This is a genomic window from Marinobacter lipolyticus SM19 (genome assembly GCF_000397065.2).
In the GTDB taxonomy this organism is placed as follows: Bacteria; Pseudomonadota; Gammaproteobacteria; order Pseudomonadales; family Oleiphilaceae; genus Marinobacter; species Marinobacter lipolyticus.
Genome location: NZ_KE007317.1, coordinates 132136 through 157426 on the forward strand (window position 1 = coordinate 132136; position 25291 = coordinate 157426).

Consider the following 25291-nt stretch of genomic DNA (forward strand, 5'->3'; position numbering starts at 1 on the left):
GTTACTGCTCCTGAGTCCCGCCTGTTGCTGAGTGTGCGGCCGCACGGCCGCGGGGGCCGTGAAAATAGTCCCTGATCCATTCATCGTTGGTCGCTTCGACAACCTCAAGGCTATCGGCGACCAGTACTTTTTTCTGTGACAATACTGCAACCCGGTCACAGGTGCTGTATAGCGTATCCAGGTCGTGGGTCACCATGAACACTGTGAGCCCCAGGGCGTCCCGCAGGGTTTTGATCAACCGGTCGAAGGCGGCAGCACCGATGGGGTCCAGCCCCGCTGTAGGCTCATCCAGGAGCAGTATCTCCGGGTCCAGAGCAAGAGCCCGCGCGAGAGCGGCGCGTTTGACCATGCCACCGGATAGTTCCGCTGGATACTTGAGGGCGGCTTCCGGTGGCAGGCCTGTCAGGGCCAGCTTCATCTGTGCCAGGTGTTCCGCCATCGGGCGCGTCAGGCCTGCGTGCTCCATCAGGGGCACGGCAATATTCTCCCGGAGGTTCAGGGACGTAAACAGGGCGCCCCCCTGAAACAGAATCCCGAAACGTTGTTCTATGCGGGAACGCTCCCTGTCTGTTAATGCCCACAGATTCTGGTCAAAAACCTGAATGTCACCCGATGAAGGGTGGTGCAAGCCAACGATGCTTCGAAGCAACACCGATTTACCGGTGCCTGACCCACCAACGACGCCGAGAATCTCGCCTCGCCGGATATCAAGGTCCAACCCGTCGTGTACAACGTGGGGACCGAACCGGTTTCCCAGCCCCCGGACCTTTACCAGAATGTCTTTGTCTGCCATGTTCACCAGCCCATCTCCATGAAGAATAGCGCAGCGATTGAATCCAGCAGAATGACCATGAAAATCGATTGCACCACACTGGATGTGGTGTGCTCACCGACGGATTGCGCGCTGCCGCTGACCTTGAAGCCTTCAAGGCATCCGATGACGGCAATCAGGAAGGCAAAGACCGGCGCTTTGCTGAGACCGACCAGAAAGTGTCTGACGGCAATGTCCTGCTCAACAATGGCCAGGAACTGGGTTGGGGAAATGTCCAGTACCATGGCGCAGACAGCCGCGCCGCCAATCATTCCGGATATCATCCCGACAAAGGTCAGTATGGGCAGACTGATCATCATTGCCAGAACCCTCGGAAGCACCAGCAACTCAACCGGACTGAGGCCAAGGGTTCGGATGGCATCCAGTTCTTCGTTCACTTTCATGGCGCCGATGTGGGCAGTAAAGGAGCTCGCTGTGCGACCAGCCAGCAGAATCGCTGCCAGCAACACGCCAAATTCCCGGAGAAATGAAAAAGCCACCAGGTTGACGGTGTAGATCGTGGCGCCGAACGATTCCAGCACTGTGGCGCCGAGGAATGCCACGACGGCACCTACCAGAAAGGTTAGTAGTGCCACGATGGGCAGCGCGTTCAGGCCGGTATCATGGATCGAAGCCACGAAGGCCGTCATTCGCCAGCGGCGAGGACGCGGCAGGTTGTAGGCCAGCGCAGCCAGTGTTTCACCAATAAAGGCCAGAAGAAGCCGGAGCAGGTCGTACAGCTCTTCCACCTGTTGACCGGTGACGGCCAGGAATGTCTTCACCGGGCTGTAAGATGGGGGCGCCGGCTCGCTACGATTGCCCATGGCGGTTGCTACTGCATGGAGAAGGGCGCGTCTTTCCTCTGTGAGCCCGGAGGCGGTGTCCGCCAAATCAGCCAGTGCCGGTGCACCCAGCAGCTCTGCCAACAAGGCGGCGCCAGCGGTATCAATGCGGCCAAGACCGGATAGGTCACCTTGCAAGTTGCTGGAGGAATGGGTGCCTAGAATCTGGCGAACTCTCGCCTGTAATTCGGAATAATGATCGAGAACCCAATCTCCCTGGATCGTCAATTGGCTGTCGTTCGCCAGAATCTCACCACAAACACTGGCTGCGGATGCTGTTCTGGCGGAACTGGACGGAGATGTTGGCGCCATGGTGCTCCCTGGAGTTGCTCAAATATTGTCCATAAAACGCTGATAAAACAAAAAGTTGAAAAAAGTGGTTGACGCAAACGGTCGAATCCGTAGAATACGCCCTCGTTGACCAAGCGGGAATAGCTCAGTTGGTAGAGCACAACCTTGCCAAGGTTGGGGTCGCGAGTTCGAATCTCGTTTCCCGCTCCAATTTTTCCAGTTTAACTGGTTTAATGGTCAATACAGTCTCTCACAGCCCACCTGAGAGCATGAAAGTCCTTAAATTTCCTTCGGACTTTTCCCCGGCGCGGTGGCAGAGTGGTTATGCAGCGGACTGCAACTCCGTGTACGCCGGTTCGATTCCGACCCGCGCCTCCATTTTTTTCCTGTTCTGACTCGATATTACATTAGCCCGTAATGCAGGTTTATGTTGGCAGAGGGTGCCGGTGCGCTCGCGGTTTTTCCGGGTGGCTCAATCTTCGTCTTCCATTAGCGTTCTTTCCTGCCGCTCCATCTCTTCCAGCCTCGCAGCATCGATTACTGCCATAAGTTCATCGACATCCGCGCTGTGGGTATCCTGCTCAAAGCAACCAGTCAGCTTGCTGTCAGGATTTAGTTCGCCACTCTCATAGAGCGCCCAGATCTCCTGGCCGTAATCCGTTGCCAACAGGTCCGGTGCGTACCTGCCAAAGTGACGGCGCATGTTGTCGACATCCCGCAACAGCATGCGCTGGGCATTGTTATTGCCTGCGGCATTAACGGCCTGGGGCAGGTCAATGATCACCGGGCCCTGTTCATTCACAAGCACATTGAACTCGGACAGGTCACCATGGATAAGGCCAGCAGCGAGCATGCGGACAATCTCGGTCATGACCTGGTCGTGGTAAAGTCGGGCGATCTCCGGAGTAAGCGTGACGTCGTCGAGCCGTGGTGCGGCCTTGCCGTCTTTATCGGCAATCATTTCCATCAACAGCACGCCATCGACAAATCCCAGGGGCTGGGGCACCCTTACGCCGGCTGATTCCAGACGGTACAGGGCATCGACCTCAGCGTTGAGCCAGGCATCCTCCTGCTCTTTCTGGCCATAGCGTGTTTTCTTGCTCATGGCTCTGGCGCGTCGACTGTTCCGAACTTTGCGGCCTTCCTGGTATTCCACGGCTTGCTTGAAGCTGCGTTTCTGAGCTTCCTTGAACACTTTGGCGCAGCGCAGGTCGTCACCACAGCGCACCACATAAACCTGCGCTTCTTTACCGCTCATAAGTTGGTACATCACTTCGTCCACCATGCCGTCATCGACAAGGGGCTGTAATCTCTTTGGTACTTTCATAAAACCTTTCTGGTTAACCGCCGGTTGATCTGGAGCAAGGCCAGGAGTGGGCTGGGCAAAAGAATGACAACGTCGCAGCATATATACCACGTTTGGCTCGCCGATACTGTCACAATGCGAGGTGGATCGGGTTCCTAGCTCGCAGGACACGGCAGCCTGCCATCCACCAGGAAGATGTCCCGGTTGAAAGCAGAGGCTGTTTTCTTGCCCTCTTCGTTGGTCAGGCTCATGGTTACAGTGGCAGGGTCCGCCATCATGATCAGGCGGTAGCGACTTCTGGGTTTCCTGTCTTTCAGGGCTCGTGGCGAAAACAGAGCAGCATTAACGCCTTCCATGCCATTTGTGGGTGAGTATGGCAACTGGTACAGGTCGGCCTGGCGCGCCCGGGCCGACAGAAACTGAAAACCCTCAATGCCGGTTTCTCTCATGGCCGTCCCGAGACTTTGGCAGGCATCGTAGCTGGCGGGATCGGTCAACGTGTCGTGGAGGTCTTCCCAGGCCGTATCCTGCAGGCGAATGCCGCGACTTGTTCGCACGCGGGTGGCGAACAGGGTGTGCAGGGTCTTCAGGGGCTTGGGGTAGGGCACAACCATATCGTTGATAAATACAAAACGGTAGAACGCGGCTTCCGCCAGAGCAGTATTTACCGTCATGGCGCCGTAGAACAGGCTTTTTTCGAATGGTCGGCCGAAACGGGAGCCGTATTTCAGGGGTGGGTATCGAAAGGGCGTCGCCAACAAATAGTGAAGGCCTTCGGTACCTTCCGGGCGTGGTGGCTTGCTCTGTTCAAGCAGTTCCTCGAGCCTCATCTGTTCCTGGATGTTGTCCACCAGTTCCGTCGTGGCTATTTCTTCCTGGGATTCAACAACCCGGTAAGTCGTGCCCTGAACGACTGTGATGCTGGATTCAATGCGATTGCGGAGACTCAAATCTTGCCTCGCATGGCGTCAAGATAATAAAGAACCCGCACCAGCCCCTCGGCACTGCGTACCAACTCCCTCGGAACGTCTGAAAAGTACCGGTTTTCGGTGTTGAGCCAATGTTGCATGGCGTCCTCATCACCTCCCACCAGTGCATAGACACTGCGATACAGGCGGATGAGGAGCAGGGCAAGTTCGCCAGCCTTGCTGGAAGGGCCGATCCCGTCCCGGATCAGGCCGGAGCGGTTGCGGCCCACGATTTCAGCCACGTCTGCCTGGGTCAGGCCCATGGCCTTGCCGGCGTTGACTACAGCTTTGCCCAGTAGTGCGCGGTCGGTGGTTTGTGGTTTGATACCTGAAACGGTGGTCATAGGCCCTCCGCCATTAATGTCTGTTTTTCACATTATAGCGGAATTTCGTGAAAAAAGCACAGAGTGGATCAGCGCAGTGCTTCTGTAAGCCGTTTGTTCATGTCCTGCCAGTGGTCCAGCTTGCCTGCTTCACCTACCCGCTGTTGACGTCCGCCGGATTGATTCAGCCACAGGCCTTCGCCATTGAAGCTGTAGACTGGCTCGAGGTCGTTTCGTTGTGATGCGGGCTTGATCTGGTTGATCAGGTTATCGAGGATGAGCGGGTCTGCGTCCGGCGTCGGGTACCAGGCCAGGACCATGTGTGCCTGGTTCAGATCCAGTGCCTTGACGTAGACGATTCGGAGCTCTTCATCGGGAACTCCCATGGATTTCAGTGTCAGGTACTTGGCGATGGAGAAATCTTCACAGTCACCACCGTTGGTGGTCAGAAGCTCCACCGGCGTCGCCCAATAATCTTCCTCGCCCCAATGTTCCATGTCGGAAATAAAACGGGCGCGGTTGAAGAATGAATTCACCAGGGCAAGTTGTCTTTCCCTCGGTGCGTTTGCTGCCATGCGATTGAGATTCTGCCAGTTTTCAAGGCGAGCATGAGCCTCCTGGCCAAACTCCTCCCGAACGTAATTCAGCAGGCGGTCGCTGAGTTCAAAGGCTGCAACAGTGGCCACGATCAGCAACACGGGAAACAGCAAGCTTCGGCGACAAAACCTCCGGGCTGCCGTTTCCATGTCAGCCTCAGCTGTTGTTGTTCCGCAGGCGTTCGCGGAGCTGTTCAAGGCGGCGGCGAATTTCTTCTCTGCGCTGATCGTCGGCAGCTGGGGAGGGACTTGCTCTGTTTGACGAATTATCGGGTTCGGCGCTTTGCGCTTCAGGAGTCGTGGAGCTATCCGCGGTAAACTCAAGCCCGGTGCGGTCTTCGGATTCCGGGAAGTACAGGTTCTCAAGCTTTCCGCCACGCTGGATGATGACCCGGTTGGCATGAACCGAGCGGAGTTTGGCGTTGCCGGGGAGTTCATCGCCAACCAGGTACGCTTCGGTCTGGCTCTTGTCGTCTTCTATCAGAGCGCTGCCCGGAAAATCGCCGTCTGCAGCGAGCACGCCGCGCAGAAAGAGCCGCAAGTTGGTTTCGGGAAGGTTCTCGGTGTCGATTTTCTGGTCTGTCGCTGATTCTCCGGCTTTGCCAAACAGGTCCAGGGAGGCCAGGGTCACTTCAGGTACTTTCTGTTCTTCCGTGACCGATTTCAGCTCAGCGGCCGCCTGCAATTGCTGGCTGCCCCGTTGGGATTCCTGTTGCCAGAAGCGGTAAGCCTGCCATGATGTCAGAGCAATCATGACCGCGATAGCGGCAACGGCCAGGAGAATAGGTAACCGGGTGTTATTAAAAGACATTGGATATCCCGATAATGAATTTACGGCCCTGTAAAAAGATCACAGGTTATCAGACTGCAACGGTTAAATGGCAGTATAGTGTATAGAGTTATTCAGCGGTTCCATATCCTATGGTAGCCTTTCTGAATTAATTGAATAAAAAGGGTTTCCGGATAATTCATCCGCGCCTGGCAACAAAACGAGGACGACCTTGAATACAGAACATGAACTTCAGCCGCAGGATGCTCCGCTGGGCCGTCTTCCTTTCGCTTTCGCCAAACGCAATGGCGTGATACTTACCCGCGAGGAAGACGGTGAGCCGGTTATTCTGGTGCGTCCCGGAGCCAGTCATTCAGCCCTGGCCGAAGCCAATCGCATCAGTGGGGGGCGTGCACGGTTCTCCACGATCGATCCGGAGCGCTTTGATGCAGCCCTGAATGCGGCCTACCAGAACGACTCTGCTGAAGCCATGCAGATGGTAGAAGGCATCGGGGATGACATGGATCTGGCCTCCCTTGCGGACTCGGTGCCCGAGACGGAAGATCTGCTTGAGCAGGAAGACGATGCGCCGATTATCCGCCTGATCAATGCCATCCTGACGGAAGCGGTCAAAACCAACGCTTCGGACGTACACATCGAAACTTACGAAAAACGTCTGGTGGTCCGGTTCCGTGTCGATGGTGTGTTGCGGGAAGTAGTCCAGCCCAAACGGGCGCTGGCGCCGCTGCTGGTCTCCCGTATCAAGGTCATGGCCAAGTTGGATATCGCTGAGAAGCGTGTGCCTCAGGATGGCCGTATTGCCTTGCGGGTGGCCGGCCGGGAAGTGGATATCCGGGTCTCTACCATGCCATCTTCGAGTGGCGAACGAGTGGTGCTCCGTTTGCTGGATAAGCAGGCCGGAAATATTCGCCTGGAATCCCTTGGTATGGCCGGGCGGGATCTCAAGGTTCTCCGTAAGCTGATTTACCGCCCTTACGGGATTCTGCTGGTGACCGGTCCCACAGGTTCCGGTAAATCGACCACCTTGTATGCATCGCTCCAGGAGATCAACGACCGCAGCCGCAACATTCTCACGGTCGAGGATCCCATTGAGTACAATCTGCCGGGTATCGGTCAGACCCAGGTCAACACCAAGGTCGATATGACGTTCGCCCGGGGACTGCGGGCCATTCTGCGTCAGGATCCGGATGTGGTCATGATCGGTGAGATCCGTGACCTGGAAACCGCTGAGATTGCCGTTCAGGCGAGTCTGACCGGTCACCTTGTACTTTCTACGCTGCACACCAACACGGCCGTCGGTGCCATCACGCGGCTGATGGATATGGGTATTGAGCCGTTCCTGATCTCGTCAAGTCTGGTGGGGATTGTGGCCCAGCGTCTGGTGAGGGTGCTGTGCAAGGATTGCCGCGAACCGTATACGCCGAGTGAAGAGCACTGCGACTTCCTGCAACAGGACGCTGGTAACCCGCCAACCATCTACCGTGCAACCGGTTGTGAACACTGCAATCAGCTGGGTTATCGCGGTCGAATCGGTATTTACGAAGTGGTGGAGATCTCTGATGAAATCAGTGCGCTCATCCACAAGCGGGCCGGGGAGCTGGACCTGGAACATGAGGCCCGGTTGTCTGGTCCAAGCATACACGCTGACGGTGTACAGAAGATTCTGGACGGTGTTACCACCGTTGAAGAGGTCCTGCGCGTGACCCACCGGAGCCAATAATCTTATGCCTGCATTTGATTACAAGGCCCTTGATGCCCGGGGCAAACAAAAGCAGGGCGTATTGGAGGCTGATGCCCCCCGGGCTGTCAGGCAACAACTCCGGGAGCGCGGGCTGACCCCGCTGGAAGTGGCACCATCAACTGAAAAGCAGGCCCATGGGAGGAACCCGCTCAGCAGTCGGGGCAGTTTGGCGGCCGCCGACCTCGCACTGGTCACCCGACAGCTGTCAACGTTGATACAATCCGGAATTCCCGTCGAGCAGGCTCTGTCAGCAGCGGCGCAGCAGTCCACCAAACCGCGTATCCGCAGCATGCTGATCGCCATTCGTGCCAAGGTAATGGAAGGCTACAGTCTTGCGGACAGTCTTGGCGAGTTTCCACGGGCATTTCCTCGGCTGTACCGTTCCACCGTTGCCGCAGGGGAGCATGCGGGGCACCTGGACCTGGTGCTCAACCGGCTGGCGGACTACACGGAAGCCCGGCAAGAGGCGCGCCAGAAAATTCAGCTCGCCGCGATTTATCCGATCATTCTGAGTGTGGTGGCGATTGCTATTGTGGTGTTCCTGCTCACCTATGTGGTGCCGGACATTATCGAGGTGTTTGTGAAGCAGGGGCAGGACTTGCCCGGGCTGACCGTTGCGATGCTGGCGGTGTCGGAATTTCTCGGCGACTTTGGTGTCTACCTCCTCATACTGATTGTTGTTGGTATCATCGGATTTCGGACTGCCTTGCGTAAGCCCGCGTTCCGGTTAAAGTTTCACCGCTGGCTGCTGAATATGCCGCTGTTGTCCGGCATGGTGCGAGGGGTTAACACTGCCCGTTACGCCAGTACACTCAGTATCCTGACCACCAGCGGCGTGCCGTTAGTGGACGCCATGCGCATTGCGGGCGAGGTGCTGTCCAACGACTACCTGCGCCGCGAACTGCGGGATGCTGCCCGCAAAGTCAGCGAGGGTGGCTCCCTTCAACGCTCGCTGGATCAGACGGGATATTTCCCGCCGATGATGCTCCATATGATTGCCAGTGGTGAGGCGAGTGGTGAACTCGACAGCATGCTGGAGCGAACCGCGAAAATGCAGGAAAACACCCTGCAGTCGAAAATTGCAGCGATTGTCGGTCTTTTCGAACCGATGATGCTGTTATTCATGGGTGTGGTGGTCCTCATCATCGTATTGGCCATCATGCTGCCGATTCTCAATATGAGCAATCTGGTCGGCTGACCTCAAAAGTTTTACCCCTAGACAATGGAAAGAGAGTCTTTACTAATGACGAGCCTAACTATGAAGCCATACGTTACCCGGAATCCACGCGACAACCACCGCAAGCAAGGTGGTTTCACCCTGATCGAGATTATGGTGGTTATGGTCATTCTCGGTCTGCTGGTTGCGATTGTTGCTCCGAACATTATGGGGCGTAGCGATCAGGCTAAAGTGACCGTGGCGGAAACCCAGCTGAGCAACATTGCCAACGCGCTTGACCTCTATCGTCTGGACAATAGCCACTATCCCTCAACCCAGCAGGGGCTGGAGGCGCTGGTCAGTAAACCGAGTGGTAGCCCGGAACCCAAGAACTGGAACCCCGATGGGTACCTGAAAAATGTTCCGGAAGATCCCTGGGGTTCGAATTACCAGTACGTTAGTCCGGGCACAGAAGGGCCCTACGATCTTTATTCTTATGGTTCCGACAGCCAGGAAGGCGGTGAAGGCGATGCAGCCGACATCAGTGTCTGGAAGACCAAGGACTGAACGACCAGGGATTAAGCATTATGGGGAAGCGGGCAACTGTCTCTGGCTTCACGCTGATTGAGATTCTGGTAGTACTGATTGTTGTCGGGCTACTTGCTGCGCTGGCAGTCATGAACCTGGGTGGCGGGTCTCAACAGCGGGAGCTGGAAAACAATGTCCGCGAGATGTTTTTGTTGATGCAAACCGCCTCTGAGCAGGCCGTACTGAACAACAAGGAATTGGGGCTGGCCCTTGAAGAAGACAGTTATCGGTTCGTAACGTTTGACGAGCAGGCGAATGAGTGGAAAGAGTCAGGGGAACGGATGTTCCGACAGCGCAGTTTCCCGGAGTGGCTGGTAATGACCGAGTTCATCGAGAGTGATACGCCAAGGCTTGCTTCCGAAGAAGATCGGTTACGTCCAGACATCGTGTTTTTCTCCAGCGGTGAAACCACGCCATTTGAAGTGGAATTCACCATCGGTAGCGACAGTTCCTTTATGCATGTACTCGCGTCGGATGGCGTGTCTCCCCTGGAGTGGCGTCGTCCGGGCAGTGAAGAGGACGAGCGGTGAGCAGTCAGCGTGGCTTTACTCTGATTGAGGTGCTGGTGGCACTGCTGGTGTTTGGTTTGATCGCCACGGCCGCTGCCGAGGTTGGAAGTCAGTACATTGCCAGCTACGAGCGTATCCGCGACAAGACCATGGCTGGTTGGATTGCAGACAACCGGATCAGTGAGCTTCGTCTGCAAGAGGCTCTGCCTGACATATCCGAAAATTCCGATGACCTGGATTATGGTCCCTATCGGTGGCAGGTAACCACCGCCGTTCTCGGTACGGAAGAGCCCACCATGCGGCGCATTGAGGTGACGGTCGCTCGTTTCAGGGATGATGGCAGCGATCCGGTGCCGATTCATACACTGTCCGCTTTCATTGGAGAGAACTGATGTTGCAACGGGGCTTCACCTTGATGGAGGTTCTGATTGCAGTGACGATCACCGCGGTCATCGGGCTGGGCGTGTGGCAGGTTCTCAGTGGCGTGGTGTTGTCCCGGGACCGGGTGAATGAGGTTGCTGAGGAGTTTGACCAGTTGCAACGCACCATGTTGCTGCTGGAGCGGGATCTTATGCAGGTTGTTAATCGCCCGGTACGGGATATGTACGGGGATTACAAGCCAGCACTGACCAGCCGGGAAGACAGTTTTGCCCTGGTTCTGACCCGTCAGGGCTGGCGGAACCCATTGGGAATGCGACGGAGCTCGCTACAGAGAGCCGGCTGGGAGTATACCGGTGAGGAACTGCGTCGCCGACATTGGATTACCCTGGATCAGGGGCAAGATGAAAGCAGCCAGGATGTTGTGCTGTTGTCAGAGGTAACATCGTTTGAGATCCGCTTTCTTGACGATCAGCGTAACTGGACCGACGGCTGGCCCACCGAAGAAGCAATGGCGAGCCTGAGTCCGGGGACACGGCCTGATCTGCCACTTCCTCTGGGCATAGAAATTACCCTGGAACATGAAAGATTCGGCGAACTCATACGTACATTCGCGATGCCAGACTTCGACAACAGTAAGGCCCAGGGCATGGTTAATACCGCTAATGAGGCCCAATCGGAGACGGATACTGATCGCGAAGAAGAGGAAGACAGCCAGTCCGATCAGGGTCAGAGCGGGCCGTCTGCCCTTGGGGGACCTCAATGATGATGCCCGGAGCGCCCCATCGATCAAGTCAGCGCGGCGTTGCGTTGATTATGGTTTTGCTGGCCATGGCTCTGGTAGTCATGCTTGCCACAGGTATGACGCAGCAGCAAAGTGTGAGGGTTTTCCGGGCAGGGCACTATCTGGCACAGCAACAAGGACAAAGCATTGCCCTTGGCGCAGAAGCTTTTGCAAGACAGATCCTGTCCCGGGACTTCGAACAGGACAAGGAAGACAATTTGATGGTCGACAGTCTGGACGAGTTCTGGGCTGCGAATTCTGCGGTATTGCCACTGGATGAAAACGGTGTGGTTCAAATCCAGATCGATGATCTGGGTGGCCGGATTAACCTGAACGATCTGGTATCGGCTAATGGACAGGTGAACCCGATGGTCCGGGATCAGCTTGAGCGGCTGCTGGTGGCGCTGAGTTTACCCGAAATCTCGGTTGACGCCCTGATCGATTGGGTCGACGCGGATGATCAGACGGTGAGCGCCTATGGTGCTGAAGATGGACAGTACCTGATGGCAGATCCCGGTTTCAGGGCGGCCAATCAACCTTTTGTCAGCGTGACAGAACTCAGGCTTATTGAGGGCATGACTGAAGAGGCGTACCGTGCCCTGAGGCCGCATGTGACAGCATTGCCAGTGACTGGAATTGGTATCAATGTGAACACCGCGACAGCCCCGGTTCTGCGTTCGTTACACGCAGAGCTGACACAGGCTCAGGCAGAGTCTATTCTTGAAAAAAGGCAAGAGGAGCGGTTTGAAAATATTCAGGATTTTCTGGCCTTGCCGGAGTTCTCGGGGCTCGGATTGAAGGCGACCGGACTGGGCTTGCAAACCCGTTTCTTTGAGGTCGTGTCGCGGATTACCTATGATGACCGGGTTGCGAATCTGGTAAGTACCGTTTTCCGGAGCCCTGAAGGAGAGCTGCAGACGGTTCACCGGGATACCGGGCAGAAAAACCGAATTACTAAAGAGCCTTTTACTATTTCAGAAGGATAGACATGTCTTACCGCCTTTATGTCAGGCCTCTTCCACCCTTTGCCGACCCTGGTCAGACACCGGATGCGCAGCTCTATAACTGGGTTCTCCATGATGCAAGTGGCGACACTCAGGCCCATGGGCGAGGGGACACACGGGATCTTATTGAACAGACCCTTGGGCAGAACGCCCTCGACAACGTTCTGTTAATTGGCATGGTGCCCGGCGACGAGGCGCTGTTCTGTGTAGCGGATATTCCTGCGAAGCAAACCCGTTTCATTCTTCAGGCTCTGCCGTATGCGGTTGAGGAGCAGATTGCCCAGGATATTGACACTGTGCACCTGGCGTTGGGAAGCCGAACGGACAATGGTTTCAGGGTCGCCGCCATTGACCGGAGCCGGATGTCGGATTGGGTAAACCTGTTCAGTGGCTGGGAGCATGCGCGGCTGGATGCAATTTACCCGGAAGCAGCCTTGTTGCCGGAGACGGAAGGTGGCTGGTCCATCTGTCTGGATGGCGAAAATGCCATGCTGATCAGTGACCGGGGCGAATGGCTCAGCATCCAGTCAAGGAATCTGGGCATGTTTGCTCACACACTGGCGGTTCCGCCTTCCGAAGACGTCGTTGCGGAAGTGCCAGTGACAATTTTTGGCACCGAACAGGAACTGGATCAGCAGCAATCCGCGATCAGTGAGCTGCGTTCCGCCGGTCGACTCGTGGTCAAGCTTGAGGCCATTGAGCTCATGCCGCTGGAATTGCTGGCGCACGCTCATCACCATCACCTGTCCCACCCGATTAACCTGTGCCAGGGCAGTTACAGTGTTAAAAGTGGTCAGACTAGCCCTTTGCGGGCCTGGAGGCCATTGATTGCGGTTGCCTGTGCCTGGTTTGTCATCCAGTTGGGTGTGGAGCTGGGAATGGGGTTCTACCACCAGCAGAAGGCTGATACTACTCGTGCGCAAGCCATGGGAATCTATCGTGACGCCTTCCCCGACGACCGTCGCACCCACGCTGGCAATGTTCGACGGGTTATCGAAGGGCAGTTGCGTTCAATCGGATCTGGTGGACCTGCCGCAGATTTTATTACGTTGATGAAGTACACCGGCGACCAGTACTCCAAGGTACCGCAAAACCAGTCGCTGACGTTCAACTCTATCAACTATAGCCGTTCACGCGGAGAACTTGTCGTGGACATCCGGGCGGACACTTACAACCGTATGAGCGCCTTGCGTAATGGTTTGGCACAGCAGGGGCTGGAAGCACAGATCGGTTCCGTTGTTAATGAATCCAGTGGCGCCCGTGGGCGTCTGACCGTATCGGGAGGCTGAGACGATGCTGACGAAACTGAAAGATCAGCCTTCCGTAGGCAAGCTTATAGCCCAGTATGATCAGCTTCCTCGCAGGGACCAGCAGGCGCTGGCTGTGCTGGCGGTTGCGGTATTTCTGGGGCTTCTGTACTTCCTGATCTGGCGCCCCATTACCGGGTTTCACGACCAGGCGGTAAGCTCGCGGGAAAACGCGGAAGAGTTGTTGGCCTGGATGCGGGCAAACCAGTCCGATATTGAGCGTCTGGCCGCCACTGAAGGTGCCGGTAGCCCAGCGCCCAATGCACCGCAAGACGGGCGCGCACTGATGGCACTGGTCACCCGCAGTGCCGGCGAATCCGGGTTGTCGCTGCAACGGTTTGAACCCAGCGGGGGCAGCGCTATCCGGGTCTGGCTTGAAGACGTGCCGTTCGCAGATGTAGCAGCATGGCTGGAAAAGTTGAATACCGATCACGGTGTGGTAATCGATCAGGCCGCGATGGACAGGCAGGATGATCCTGGCATTGTGTCGGTACGGCTAACCCTTACGATCTGAACATTTGAGCCGCAACAGGGTTGAGTGTGAACGGAGAGTAAACAGGAGAAACCTGATGAATGACGGCAACGATAAAAAAAATAATCCAGAGCCCGTGATTGTCCGCCTGGATGAGAGTGCGCGTAATGAGGCGAAATCCATACTTTTCCATGCTTACCTTCGTGAGCCGACGTTCCAGTATCTGTTTGATCACCGGCGGCCAGGGTACGAGCAACGGGTAAGGGCCACCATTCGGGAACTGATTGATCTTTATCTGGATCTGAATCAGGAATCGATCGGTGTCATGCTGGATAATACCCTGGTCGCAGTAGCATTCATCGGCGATCCCGACTTGCGTCTGAACCTGGCTGATCAGATCAGCTGGCGGATCAGGATGGTTTTGACAACCGGTTTTGCCTGTACGCGCCGTTACCTTGATTATCACCAGAAAATAAAGGAAATGTTACCCCAGCCACTGGCCCATCAATTGCCGCTGATGGGTGTGAATCCCCAGTACCAGAACCGGGGCTTTGGCCGTTTGTTGCTATCGGCGGTTGAGCGCCTGTGTGCGGACAACCCGCGTGGCAGTGGTCTGGTCCTGGATACCGGTAACAGCCGCTATCTACCATTTTACGAGTCCGAAGGATTCCGCAGTCTCGGAAAAATCCGCCTGGGAGACTTCGAGGACCATGTTCTATTCCGGGAAGTGTGCCCTGCGGAAAAGCAGGCAGCGCCCGGTTGACGTTATTGTCCCAACTTTGATCAGGAGACGCTGTGTCTGACAACCAGGATTTCGATCTGATAGTAATTGGTGCCGGTTCGGGAGGTGTACGGCTAGCGAGAATGTCCGCCCAGAGGGGCGCCCGGGTAGCGATTGTTGAGTCCCGATACCTTGGTGGCACCTGTGTCAACGTTGGGTGCGTTCCCAAGAAGCTGTTTGTTTACGGCTCCCATGTCGGTGAGGATCTTGAAGACGCAGCCGGTTATGGCTGGAACGTTCCGCTTGATCAGGTCAGTTTCGACTGGCCCACGCTTGTGGCGAACAAGAACACCGAGATTGAAAGACTGAACGGTATCTATGGCCGTCTCCTGGAAAATGCCGGCGTGACCATCATTGAGGGGACTGCGACGCTTGCCGATGCCAATTCCGTGGTTGTGGGCGAACAGAGCTATACCACTGGTCATATCACCATAGCGACCGGGAGTTGGCCGGTGATTCCGGATATTCCAGGCAAAGAAAGTATCCTCACCTCCAATGAAATGTTCTACCTGCCACAGTTGCCCCGGCAGGCAGTTGTCTGGGGGGGTGGTTATATCGCTGTGGAGTTTGCAGGCATACTGGCGGGGCTTGGTGTCGAAACCACCCTGTTATATCGAGGAGAGCTGTTCCTGCGCGGGTTTGATGATGACGTTCGTGAATTTACTGCCAATGAAATGCGTCGGAAAGGGGTGGATGTGAGGTTCGGTACGACCATTGAGGCTGTCGAAAGCGACGGGACTTATTACGATGTCACTCTGAATGATGGCTCTCATCTGACCACTGGCCTGGTCATGGCGGCTACTGGTCGTCGTGCACTTGTCGAAGGACTTGGTCTGGAGGCGTTGGGTGTCAAGCTGAGCCGGTCTGGTCATGTGGAGGTGGATGACCATTTCCAGACATCTGTGCCTTCCATTACCGCCTTGGGCGATGTTATCGGTACGCCTCAGCTAACGCCGGTTGCACTTGCCCAGGCCATGGTTCTGTCTCGCCGCTTATTTGGCGATGGTCAGGGCGAGATGGACTATAACTGTATCCCAACGGCCGTTTTCTGCCAGCCGAATATTGGCACAGTGGGGCTGACAGAGGCCGAAGCAAAAGAAGCCGGCCACCAGGTCAGCATCTACCGCTCGGAATTTCGGCCGATGAAAAACACCCTGAGTGGCCGGCAGGACCGCTGCTTGATGAAGTTAGTGGTAGACAAGGAGAGTGACAAAGTTCTTGGCGCCCATATGGTGGGACCGGACGCGGGTGAGATCACTCAGGGACTGGCCGTTGCCATGAAAGCGGGAGCGACCAAAGCCCAGTTTGACAGTACCCTGGGGATTCATCCGACATCCGCCGAAGAGTTTGTCACTATGCGTGAACCGGTTACCTGAACCGAGCCGGCCCGTTGCTCAGTCGCTGATCAGACGTTTAACCAGCGGCTGAGCACCGCTCTCAGGCTTTCTTTGCGCACTGGCTTGGCCAGGTAATCATTCATGCCGGCCCCATGGCAATTGGCTTCTGTGCCGGGCAGGGCATCTGCAGTAAGCGCAATGATCGGTGTGCCGCACTGACCGTTGCTTTGTTCCCACTCCCTTATGCACCGCGTGGTCTCGTAACCATCCATGATGGGCATCTGGCAATCCATCAGAATGACGTCATAACCGTGATGATTCGTCTGGATTAACTCCAATGCCTCCTTGCCGTTACTGGCGGCATCAGCGTCGAATCCCAGGCGCTTAAGAAGGGCGGTGGCTACTCTGAGGTTAACGAGGTTATCCTCGACAACCAATGCTTTTGAGGCAAAGCCTTCAGTTGCCGGTGATCTGATCGGGCGGCTGGAGGGGCTCGGCAACGGAGCCAGGTTACTAAGTTCAAACGGCAATTCAAAACTGAATGACGACCCTTTGCCCGGATCCGTCTCCACATGAATATGGCCACCCATTAATTCAATCAGTCTCTGAACCAGTGACAAGCCTATGCCAGTACCGCCGTAATCACGGCTATCGCCGTTATCGAGCTGCTCGAAGGAGTTGAAGATATCATTCAGTCGGTCGACCGGAATACCCGATCCGGAATCGCTGACCGTACATTTCAGTACCATGCAGTTATCTTCGAGTGGGAACCAGCCTGCCTGAATATTGACGTAGCCGGCACTGGTAAACTTGATGGCATTGTCGGTCAGTCCCGCAAGAATCTGCCGGAGCCGGGGAGCATCACCGACAACATACGGTGTTTCTGGCCAGTTGCCCTGGAAGGTTAGCGTCAAATCAAGTCCCTGCTGAACGGCCAGTAACTTGTAACTTGCTGTGCAGTTCGTGAGTAGCTGGCGAAGGTCAAACTCACGATTCTCAAGCTTGAGTTGGCCACGATCGACCGTTGAGTAATCGAGAATATCCCCAATCACCATCAACAGATCCTCTGTCGATCGTCTGGCGGTCAGCAAATAGTCTTTCTGGCGGGATGAAAGAGGGTCTTCGGAGGCCAGCTCTATCATACCGAGCACGCCATTCAGTGGGGTGCGTAGTTCGTGACTCATTGTGGCCAGGAACTCTGACTTGGCCTGGTTGGCGGTCTCCGCTTTGGCGCGGGCGTTCTCGGAAGCGGCCAGGGTATGGGCCCTGGAATCTTCCAGGCTTCTCAGGTGGGCAGCCAGGGCGTTGAGGTTTTCCTCCAGCTCCTGAATTTCCCGGGTGTTATGTTTTCTGCTAACGGCAACCTGGTTGTAGTCCAGGTTTATGAGCTTTGTTACTCGATCAGACAACCGGCGTATCGGTGCCAATATGCCGGACAAGGTCTGGTTCACAATCAACATGGTGAACAGCAACAAGGCGACTCCGACCGCCAGAGAGGTCCAGAGAATGTCGTTACGTCGTGCGGCAAGCTGCTCCTTGCTGACACCGACTTGAACGGTTCCCACTCTCAGGGCACCGTTGCCGAAGCTGTAATCCGGTTCAAACCATTCGGTTTGACGGCTACCGCCCAGATCCAGTGGTTGTTGAAGAATCTCGGCCTCAAAAATGTCAAACGTGTCATTGGCACCCATGGTGTCGCTATCGGTGCTGGTCACGAAGCCTACCTCGTCTCCCATCACGTCGGATACCCGTATCCACTGTGCCCGGCTTCGCTGAAGCGATTGACTCAAAATCTGCTTTAACGCTGCTGTATTGCCTGAAACCACAGCGTACTCCACTGCCGGAGCCAGGCTGTTGGCGAGCATCTGACTGCTGTTCGCCAGATCCTTTCGGGCATCATCAAGCCGGGCGGAGGTAAAGAAAGCCATCAGCACAATGAACATGACAATGGCGGGCGCTGCGCCCAGGAGCATCAGCTTTCTGACAAGAGGGGCGGGCCTGTTTGTCGGTTCAGTCATGGTCGCCCTCCATGGATGCTGAAAGCCTCTCCTTGATGACATCGACAAGTTCTTGCCTGGATGGAAGGGGGATATTCAATGAGCGGGCAACCTGTTCATTGATTTCCAGTTTGAAGTTGTCCGGGTATATCGGTGGAGGAAACTGATTTGAAACCTGATACTCATTGATGACATCTGCGGCTAATTCTGCGACAAGCGTCAGGGGAACGTAGGTGGATGCCAGCGCGCCCGCCTTGACATAAGCCTGACTTGGACCGATGACAATTCGATTTCGTCGGTAGGTCGTCAACAGGATATGTTTGATGGTGCGAGGGTTATAGATGCCGTTATCGGGGGCAGCGAGGAGAAAGTCGCCGTACTCAAGCGCCCGGATCAGGGTGGAAATCAGGTTATCGTTATTGGTGACAACAAATACCTGACCTTCCATACCAAAGGCCGGCAACTGTTCCGTCAATTGTTCATATATTTCTACGCTGTCAGGTGTGGCAAGCATGGATACCCGGGTTGCGTGCGGAAGGATCACTTTCCCGGCCACTGCCTGACGAATCAGGGGCGGAGCATAAAAGATGGCGCCCAGACGCTGCTCCCCGGGCCGGTCGGTGTACCCTTTGATGAATTGCTCATCCACGAGTAGGGCGAGAACTGGAACGCTGCGACTTTCCTGCCGAACGAGGGCAAAGGCATCGGGGCCCAGGGTGATGACCAGACTGTTGTCATCCTGAGAGGTTTGGCCCGGTTTGAATGGCCGCAGGCTGAACTCTTCGCCGAGCTCGTTTTGTATAAGGCCGGACATGTGTTGCGTCAGCGCGACGTTGGACTCTGTGCCGGCAATGTAAACGGCCGTTGTCGGGGGTGTTTGACTGAACGCGGATTGCGGCAGTGCCAGCACGCAGAGGAAGAACAGGCAAAAAGCAGTGCTTACAGGCATCCTGCCTGTGTACAAGGCGTTGATTGACTCGATTTTGGCTCTCATACCGTCCTGGGTTCAGTGCATTCCATTGACTGGGTCAGAAGCGGACACCCGCTTCGACAAAATACTGGTTGTGGTTCTGAATAATGTTATCCGGACTCAGGTCCGGCTCCCTGTTGAGATAGTGTTGCACGGTAAAGGCCAGTTCGTAACTGTAGCTTGAGGCGAATATTCTACGCGCCAGGCGGAAATCCGCACGTTCGAACTGGGCTCTCCGGAATTCGTCGGCCCAAAAAAACGTAGCAGACGATGTAAGGTCGAAAGGCAACTGTTGTATCCACGCGAAACTTCCGGAGTGACGAACGGACAGTCGCCCGAGAAGCTCAACGACATATTCCTGATCCCTGGAGTCAAGTGCATCGGGAGCCCCGGTATAGCGGCCATCCTGATCAAGGTAGGCATAGGTCGCACGAAGCTTGGTACCGGCGTAGTCGACAGACGACTCCAGCTCGAAACCTTCCTGGTCCAGGTCGACATTGTTGGCGATGAACCATTCTTCTTCATTTATGACGCCGCTGATCATGTCAATCAGGTGATCGTTGAAATACCGAACCTCCAGCGACAACAGGGCCTGATTGACCAAAAATTGGCCAAAATAGCTTATTTCCCGGGAGATTATGCGTTCTTCTTCAAGTTCTTCTCCAAAAGTTGAGGTCTGTGGATTTACCAGATCTTCGACCTCGAACCTTGCGCCTTCGAGAAAATCGTAGGGTGGACGTATATTTCTTGGCTGGTAACCCCAGTCGGGATTCTGCTCAAAAGCATCCGGGGTGCGAACGGCTTCCGAATAAACGAATCTCAGGGCCTGGTTTCTGGTGATGAGGAAATTGGCGGCGACCCGTGGCGAGAGGTAGTCGTCATCGGTGGTTGTGGTGCTTTCCCAGTTTCCGCCTGCATTGAAGGTGACCCATTCAATCGGTGTATATTCCAGGTTTGCAAACATTCGGGATTGGTAATTGTTACCCCGGCCATTGAAGAAAGTTTCGGAGCGATAGGTGTCTCTGCGGTACCCCAGCCCGGAAACCAGTTTGAGGTCGGGGTTGAAATACAGGGTATCCTGAATTTCGAATTCCAGCCGGGACTCTTCAATATCTTCGTTAAGATCTGCAACGAAGGGGGCAGGGCTGTCTTCTGGCATGCAATCGCCCGGTTCGAAATCGAATTCGGGTGCATTCCCGGCAAGAATGCCATCGATTACTGGTCCGGAAATACACACTGGCCAACGCTGGCGACGCTGATAATTCTGATAATTGACCTGGAAATGAAAGAAATGGTTCTCGGACGTGGTCACGTTCAGCCGCGTTTGCAGGTAATAATCATCAACGATGATGTCCGGGTGATCCGTGGCGCCCAGCTTGCCGTTCTTTCTCAGGTCTTCTTCGTTGATGCCGTCTACAACACCGCCCCGGAGTTCGACATTGGTGCTGTCTGAGGTGCGGACAATGCCGTCATAACTGAATGTGTTGATATCGTGTCCGTCATTGAACGGAAAGAACTGGTCGTCATCTTCCTGCTTGTCAAAGCCGTCGGATTTGCGTTTTTCATAGGCCAGCCGCCAACTGTACGGGGTACTGGAATCGCCAATGGAACCGAACGTCCTGAGATGGCCGCGGGAACCGGACACCGCCCCAAGCTGAACGCCTTCGGTATCCTCAGGTGAGCGGGTAATGATGTTGATGGTGCCCAGAAATGCGTTAATGCCATCAGCTGCCGCGTTGGGGCCGCGGCTGACCTCAATTCGTTCTATGAGTTCAAGCGGCACGGGCATGGTATGCCAGTCAGTGTCAGAGAGGCTGGCGCGGTATGAGGTACGACCATCCACCAGAACCTGAAGCCGGCGCTGCTCGTAGTGCACGGTGCCGTGGTAGCTGGTCACCGGGTTGTTGCTGCCTACTTCCGCAACCGTCATGCCCGGTACCAGGCGGAACACTTCGACGAGATTCATTACCCCGAGATCCCTGATGAGATCCCCTTCGATAATGGTGGTGGTGCCGGGAACCCGGGATTTTGGCTGGCGCAGCCGGGTAGTCGTCAGGATCTCCGGAAGGGGAGGTTCAATGGATGACAGTCCGGAAAAGTCTGTCGAAGGTTCCCGGTCATCTGCCTGGGTCGGGGTGTAAATCAAAAGCGAGCCGGCAAAAACCAGGGCTATACAGGCCAGTGGAGCGACGGATCGGCGCGGGCCGTGTAACATGTTGGCAACAGAGTTCGTAACGGGCATGGCAGTCGTTTTATAATCGGCTGAGTACGGGATAGACAGTGTCTTGCATGAAAGCCTTTTGTGTATCGTAGGTGACGACACTGCATTTGTCTCTCAAAATTGTAATGAATCTCTGACAAGAGAGTTACGCCTATATGACATGTTGGGAAATCCTCGGAATCGAACCGACCCGTGATCCACGCCGGATTGAAACCGCCTATGAGCAGCAAAGCAAATTTGCCAGCGGCGAAGAAGCCGAGCGCCTGAAACGGGCATACCGGGAAGCAATGGGAAGGGATGAGGCTCCACAAGAGCAGCCGCAACAGCCTGAAGAGCCCGTTTCTAACGAGCAATCGTTGGATGCCAGTGAGCAACAGGTGGTTCGCGAAGTGGTGATCCAGGTGAATGCGCTATTGAACGATTCCCGGCGAAGCAAGGATCCCCAAATCTGGAAGGCAATCCTTGGCGAGCCGCCTGCGGATCAGCCCCGGTTGAGGCGTGAAATAGGTAGATCTCTGGAGCACCAGGTGCGGCCAATGGCGGAAAATGGCAGCTTTCCGCCCCCTGTCGTCAGTTTTCTTGGCGAGTGGTTCGACTGGTACAGCCTGACCGAGGTGGTCAGAAAAGACAGGGAAGAAGAGGAGATTGCAGGGGGGGTGCAGCAGCAGGAAGAGGCGGAACAGCTGCCGCCTCAGATGGTCAATTTCTGGCCAGCTGTGATTGGCTGGATTGTTGGGCTAGCCGTTCTGGCGACCCTTTTCAGTGGCATGGGAGGCGGTGGCTGAGGCTGCCTCTATTTTCTCGCGGTATTTCTTGGCCAGGATGGCCCCAACGATCACCTGAATCTGGTTGTAACACATGATCGGCAGTACGATCATGCCGAAGCCGGGGTGACCCGAGAACAGCACTTTCGCCATGGGCAATCCCGAGGCCAGGCTCTTCTTTGATCCGCAGAATACCACCGCTGCCTCATCCTCCAGGCTGAACCCGAAACGCCTGACCAGGAATCGTGCCATGAGCATGAAAAAACCGAGCAGGGCAAAGCACAGCACGACAGCCAGTACGATCGCTGGAACTGGCAGGTTTTGCCACAGACCGCTTTCCACCGAATGGGAGAATGCGGAGTACACAATCAGCCAGATCACGCATTGATCGTAACGCGACATCAATCCCTCGTTACGTGCCAGGAACCCTCCCAGTAGTGGTCGCAGGGCATGCCCGGCTGCAAACGGCAGTAACAGCTGCAACATAATATCCTTCAGGGCCTCGGCCACCGAGAAGTTGCTGCCACCGGATGTACTGACCACCAGTAGCAGCAGAAAGGGCGTTAACATCATTCCAAACACATTAGAAGCTGCGGCACTGCAAATGGCCGCCGGCACATTCCCTCTCGCCATCGCGGTGTAGGCAATGGATGATGACACCGCCGAGGGCAGGACGCCGAGATACAGGAACCCCAGTCCTAGGTCGGCCGGCATCCACTGTGGCGCAAAATTGCTGATGCTGTTGATGGGCAGCACTGCCAGAGGAAAGAATACGAAGGTGAGGGAGGTGATCAATATGTGCAGGCGCCAGTGTGTGGCGCCGGCGATGATCTGATCGCGGGACAGGGCTGCTCCGTGAAAGAAGAACAGCAAAGCGACAGCCAGCGTACCGATGGTTGCGAGCAGGTCTGCCGCGTCGCCTTTGACCGGCAGAAAAGACGCCAGAACAATGGCACCGAGCAAAAGCAGGGTAAAGGTATCGACCCTCAACTTCATGGGCGGTTGTCCCGAAGGGTGTCCAGGCTGGGTTTCAGGAGCGCTTTTGCCAAAGTTTCTGCCTTTTCCTCATCCTGGCGTCGGATGGCAGCCAAAAGCAATTCATGATCTTCCTGGGAAGGTTCGGGCAGATCAGGTTCGGTTTCCGTGCTCTCGATGGTGCGGGAAACAGCATGGGCAAAGTAGTCGTAAAGCTCTGTCAGCGCGGGATTATGGGACGCGGCGACCAGCGCATGGTGAAAGGCTTCGTCGTGGCGGATGCGGGCCGCCAGGTTGTCCCCGGCCTGTGCCCGGGAATCCAGTGCTTTACTCATGGCCACAAGGTCGGATTCTGTACGACGGCCAGCGGCCAGCCGGGAGGCTTCCGTTTCCAGCATGATTCTCACTTCCAGCTGATCGCCCAATCGGGTCCGGGCAATTCGGCGCAGGGTTTCTCCGGCGTCCCTTTTAGACCGCACGTAGGTGCCGTCCCCCTGTCGGGTTTCAAGCATGCCGACATGCACCAGTACGCGGACCGCTTCCCGAACCGTGTTGCGACTGACGCCGAGTGCGTCGGACAGGTCTGCCTCCACGGGCAGTCGGGCGCCGATCGGCCACTGGCCTTGTTCTATGGCGGAACGGAGACTTTCGATGGCCGTTTCGACCAGGGATCCTTTTTTGATAGGTACAAGAGCCATGTCTATGATCCTGTCAGCTGATTAACCAATCATCCTATGAATATCGGGAAACGTCAAATCCCGCCGGTCAGGGCGGGATTTTTTTGGCATTCGATAGTGTCGTCAGTGGGCTTCGGAGGGATACAGAAGCTGGTAATCCGTAGTGTCCACGCTACGTGTCGCCAGGCGGTAGGTGAAGGTAAAACCTGGCCAGTTGATGGTGTTACGACCGTTTTTATCCAGGTACCACGAGGTGCAGCCGGCATTCCAGACGCTGTCTTCAAGTCCAGTCTGGACTGTGTCGGAAAATGCCTTCTGGCGCTCGGGTAACACGTCCATGGCTGATCCCGGGTATTTCTCCAATGTATCGAGACAGCTCATGACGTAGCGGACCTGGGACTCCAACATATACACAATGGAGTTATGGGCCAGGTTTGTGTTGGGGCCGTATAGCACGAAGAGGTTCGGGAATCCGGTGACGGAAATACCTTTGTAGGCTTCGACTCCGTTGGCCCAGGCTTCGTTGAGGGTGACATTGTCTCGACCGGTGATGGTCATCGGCGCCAGGAATTCTGACGCTGCAAAGCCGGTACCCAGAATGATCGCATCGACGTCGTGGTGTTTGCCATCAGACGTCACCACGCCTGACTCGTCTATCCGGTCTATCGAGGTGGTAATCAGATCCAGGTGGGATTGGTTAATGGCCGGATACCAGTCATTGGAAATCAGAATCCGCTTACAGCCGATCTTGTAGTCGGGAATGATGTGCTTGAGCTTGTATGGATCGGTGACGTGCTTGCGGGCTTCCTTCCTGGCCTGGCGAGCAAACAGTTCCAGCAGTCCACTGAAGCGTGTGAAAGCCAGTGCGCGGCTTTCGTTTTTCCAGTAGATCATGTAGCGATAGATTCGGTCCCACGCGGGGATGGACTTGAACAGGGATTGCTCCCAGGCCTTGAAGGGCCGGTCGGCCTTGGGCAATACCCACGCAGCGGAACGCTGGAACAGGCTGAGTGACTTCACCTGCTTCATGATTTCCGGCACGAACTGGATGGCGCTTGCCCCGGTGCCGATCACAGCAACCCGCTTGTCAGTCAGATCGTAGTCATGATCCCAGCGAGCGGAGTGAAACAGCTTCCCCTTGAAACGGTCCATACCCTGGATGTTCGGATAGGCGGGCTGGTTCAATTGCCCTGTGGCGGACACTACCACATCTGCGATGCGTTGCTGCCCATCCTGGGTGGTCACGGTCCAGGTGTTGCTTGCATCATCAAAGGCGGCGCGTGTCACTTCCTGGTGGAACACAATGTGGCTGGCAAGACCAAACTTGTCCACGCAGTCTTCCATGTAACCCAGCAACTCCTTCTGGAGTCCGAACTTGCGGGACCAATCGTGCTTCGGCTCAAAGGAATAGGAATAGAAGTGTGACTGCACGTCGCAGGCGGCACCCGGGTAGGTGTTGTCACGCCAGGTTCCGCCGACGTTGCCGGCTTTCTCCAGCATGGTGAAATTATCGTAACCGGCTTGTTTTAACTGGATGGCCATACAGAGACCACCGAAGCCGGTTCCGATGATTATCACCGATGGCTTTTTTGCATTCGCCTTGTTCGTCATCACCTGAATCCTGTTGGCTGTTGGCTGTTGGCTTCGTTGTCACCAACAAGTATAAAGCGCCAACAGGGGATCAGGGATGGCTAATGTGTGCA

General features: G+C 55.7%; 25 protein-coding genes and 2 tRNA genes. 14 read left to right on the forward strand and 13 right to left on the reverse strand.

From position 1 onward, the window contains the following. Position 1: 1 nt before the first annotated feature. The gene (locus MARLIPOL_RS07040; protein WP_012137357.1) at positions 2-793 is read right to left on the reverse strand and encodes an ABC transporter ATP-binding protein; all 792 of its coding nucleotides are present in this window, start codon (positions 791-793) and stop codon (positions 2-4) included. Between the two features lie 2 nt (positions 794-795). Further along, the gene (locus MARLIPOL_RS07045; RefSeq protein WP_012137358.1) at positions 796-1965 is read right to left on the reverse strand and encodes an MlaE family ABC transporter permease; all 1170 of its coding nucleotides are present in this window, start codon (positions 1963-1965) and stop codon (positions 796-798) included. Between the two features lie 113 nt (positions 1966-2078). Between MARLIPOL_RS07045 and MARLIPOL_RS07050 the strand changes: the two genes are divergently transcribed. Next, positions 2079-2154: transfer RNA gene (locus tag MARLIPOL_RS07050), tRNA-Gly, on the forward strand. Between the two features lie 94 nt (positions 2155-2248). Then, a tRNA-Cys gene (locus MARLIPOL_RS07055) sits at positions 2249-2322 on the forward strand. Positions 2323-2416: 94 nt separating this feature from the next. On the opposite strand, the gene MARLIPOL_RS07060 is transcribed toward MARLIPOL_RS07055, so the two are convergent. The 5 genes from MARLIPOL_RS07060 to MARLIPOL_RS07080 form a co-directional block, all read right to left on the reverse strand. Continuing rightward, complete coding sequence (locus MARLIPOL_RS07060; protein ID WP_012137359.1) at positions 2417-3271, reverse strand: PA4780 family RIO1-like protein kinase; 855 nt, start codon at positions 3269-3271, stop codon at positions 2417-2419. 134 nt (positions 3272-3405) lie between these two features. Continuing rightward, positions 3406-4200 (reverse strand): RES family NAD+ phosphorylase, encoded by a 795-nt coding sequence (locus MARLIPOL_RS07065; RefSeq protein ID WP_012137360.1) that lies wholly within the window; start codon positions 4198-4200, stop codon positions 3406-3408. Beyond that, on the reverse strand, positions 4197-4562 hold the full coding sequence (locus MARLIPOL_RS07070) for an MbcA/ParS/Xre antitoxin family protein (protein WP_012137361.1): 366 nt from the start codon (positions 4560-4562) through the stop codon (positions 4197-4199). The genes MARLIPOL_RS07065 and MARLIPOL_RS07070 overlap by 4 nt, the downstream gene beginning before the upstream one ends. 68 nt (positions 4563-4630) lie before the next feature. After that, the gene (locus tag MARLIPOL_RS07075) at positions 4631-5287 is read right to left on the reverse strand and encodes a transglutaminase-like cysteine peptidase (RefSeq protein ID WP_036190936.1); all 657 of its coding nucleotides are present in this window, start codon (positions 5285-5287) and stop codon (positions 4631-4633) included. Between the two features lie 7 nt (positions 5288-5294). Beyond that, on the reverse strand, positions 5295-5948 hold the full coding sequence (locus tag MARLIPOL_RS07080) for a type II secretion system protein N (protein WP_012137363.1): 654 nt from the start codon (positions 5946-5948) through the stop codon (positions 5295-5297). A 190-nt stretch (positions 5949-6138) separates the two neighbouring features. On the opposite strand from MARLIPOL_RS07080, the gene gspE reads away from it, so the two are divergent. The 11 genes from gspE to gorA are packed head-to-tail and all read left to right on the forward strand — an operon-like array spanning position 6139 to position 16023. Further along, complete coding sequence (gene gspE / locus MARLIPOL_RS07085; protein ID WP_012137364.1) at positions 6139-7647, forward strand: type II secretion system ATPase GspE; 1509 nt, start codon at positions 6139-6141, stop codon at positions 7645-7647. Positions 7648-7651: 4 nt separating this feature from the next. Then, complete coding sequence (gspF, locus tag MARLIPOL_RS07090) at positions 7652-8866, forward strand: type II secretion system inner membrane protein GspF (protein ID WP_012137365.1); 1215 nt, start codon at positions 7652-7654, stop codon at positions 8864-8866. Positions 8867-8926: 60 nt separating this feature from the next. After that, entirely contained in the window at positions 8927-9391 is a 465-nt protein-coding gene (gene gspG / locus MARLIPOL_RS07095) for a type II secretion system major pseudopilin GspG (RefSeq protein WP_012137366.1), read from the forward strand. 20 nt (positions 9392-9411) lie between these two features. Further along, on the forward strand, positions 9412-9942 hold the full coding sequence (gene gspH / locus MARLIPOL_RS07100) for a type II secretion system minor pseudopilin GspH (RefSeq protein ID WP_012137367.1): 531 nt from the start codon (positions 9412-9414) through the stop codon (positions 9940-9942). Then, complete coding sequence (gene gspI / locus MARLIPOL_RS07105) at positions 9939-10313, forward strand: type II secretion system minor pseudopilin GspI (protein WP_012137368.1); 375 nt, start codon at positions 9939-9941, stop codon at positions 10311-10313. Before gspH ends, gspI begins: the two co-directional genes overlap by 4 nt. Beyond that, a complete protein-coding gene (gene gspJ / locus MARLIPOL_RS07110; protein WP_012137369.1) occupies positions 10313-11065 on the forward strand; it encodes a type II secretion system minor pseudopilin GspJ in 753 nt (250 codons plus the stop codon). Before gspI ends, gspJ begins: the two co-directional genes overlap by 1 nt. Next, positions 11062-12069, forward strand: a complete 1008-nt coding sequence (gene gspK / locus MARLIPOL_RS07115; protein WP_228677588.1) for a type II secretion system minor pseudopilin GspK — start codon at positions 11062-11064, stop codon at positions 12067-12069. The genes gspJ and gspK overlap by 4 nt, the downstream gene beginning before the upstream one ends. Positions 12070-12071: 2 nt before the next feature. Next, positions 12072-13376 carry a type II secretion system protein GspL gene (gene gspL, locus MARLIPOL_RS07120; protein ID WP_012137371.1) on the forward strand — a complete coding sequence of 435 codons (1305 nt, stop codon included), beginning with the start codon at positions 12072-12074 and terminating at the stop codon, positions 13374-13376. Positions 13377-13380: 4 nt separating this feature from the next. After that, complete coding sequence (gene gspM, locus MARLIPOL_RS07125) at positions 13381-13908, forward strand: type II secretion system protein GspM (protein ID WP_012137372.1); 528 nt, start codon at positions 13381-13383, stop codon at positions 13906-13908. 55 nt (positions 13909-13963) lie between these two features. Next, positions 13964-14629, forward strand: a complete 666-nt coding sequence (locus tag MARLIPOL_RS07130) for a GNAT family N-acetyltransferase (RefSeq protein ID WP_012137373.1) — start codon at positions 13964-13966, stop codon at positions 14627-14629. 32 nt (positions 14630-14661) lie between these two features. After that, positions 14662-16023 (forward strand): glutathione-disulfide reductase, encoded by a 1362-nt coding sequence (gorA, locus tag MARLIPOL_RS07135; protein WP_036190939.1) that lies wholly within the window; start codon positions 14662-14664, stop codon positions 16021-16023. 29 nt (positions 16024-16052) lie between these two features. On the opposite strand, the gene MARLIPOL_RS07140 is transcribed toward gorA, so the two are convergent. The 3 genes from MARLIPOL_RS07140 to MARLIPOL_RS07150 all read right to left on the reverse strand — a co-directional run bounded on the left by MARLIPOL_RS07140 (position 16053) and on the right by MARLIPOL_RS07150 (position 21193). Then, a complete protein-coding gene (locus tag MARLIPOL_RS07140) occupies positions 16053-18002 on the reverse strand; it encodes a HAMP domain-containing hybrid sensor histidine kinase/response regulator (RefSeq protein ID WP_012137375.1) in 1950 nt (649 codons plus the stop codon). After that, the gene (locus tag MARLIPOL_RS07145) at positions 17995-18930 is read right to left on the reverse strand and encodes an ABC transporter substrate-binding protein (protein WP_051123119.1); all 936 of its coding nucleotides are present in this window, start codon (positions 18928-18930) and stop codon (positions 17995-17997) included. The genes MARLIPOL_RS07140 and MARLIPOL_RS07145 overlap by 8 nt, the downstream gene beginning before the upstream one ends. Before the next feature lie 79 nt (positions 18931-19009). Continuing rightward, positions 19010-21193 (reverse strand): TonB-dependent receptor plug domain-containing protein, encoded by a 2184-nt coding sequence (locus MARLIPOL_RS07150; RefSeq protein ID WP_012137377.1) that lies wholly within the window; start codon positions 21191-21193, stop codon positions 19010-19012. A gap of 134 nt (positions 21194-21327) precedes the next feature. On the opposite strand from MARLIPOL_RS07150, the gene MARLIPOL_RS07155 reads away from it, so the two are divergent. Continuing rightward, positions 21328-21957: a hypothetical protein gene (locus MARLIPOL_RS07155; RefSeq protein WP_012137378.1), complete on the forward strand. Its 630-nt coding sequence runs from the start codon at positions 21328-21330 to the stop codon at positions 21955-21957. On the opposite strand, the gene MARLIPOL_RS07160 is transcribed toward MARLIPOL_RS07155, so the two are convergent. From MARLIPOL_RS07160 to MARLIPOL_RS07170, 3 genes are all read right to left on the reverse strand, one after another. After that, positions 21910-22932, reverse strand: a complete 1023-nt coding sequence (locus MARLIPOL_RS07160; protein WP_012137379.1) for a bile acid:sodium symporter family protein — start codon at positions 22930-22932, stop codon at positions 21910-21912. The two genes, MARLIPOL_RS07155 and MARLIPOL_RS07160, sit on opposite strands and share 48 nt — an antisense overlap. Then, complete coding sequence (locus MARLIPOL_RS07165) at positions 22929-23609, reverse strand: FadR/GntR family transcriptional regulator (protein ID WP_012137380.1); 681 nt, start codon at positions 23607-23609, stop codon at positions 22929-22931. The genes MARLIPOL_RS07160 and MARLIPOL_RS07165 overlap by 4 nt, the downstream gene beginning before the upstream one ends. A gap of 102 nt (positions 23610-23711) precedes the next feature. After that, a complete protein-coding gene (locus MARLIPOL_RS07170) occupies positions 23712-25199 on the reverse strand; it encodes a flavin-containing monooxygenase (RefSeq protein WP_012137381.1) in 1488 nt (495 codons plus the stop codon). Positions 25200-25291: the final 92 nt, after the last annotated feature.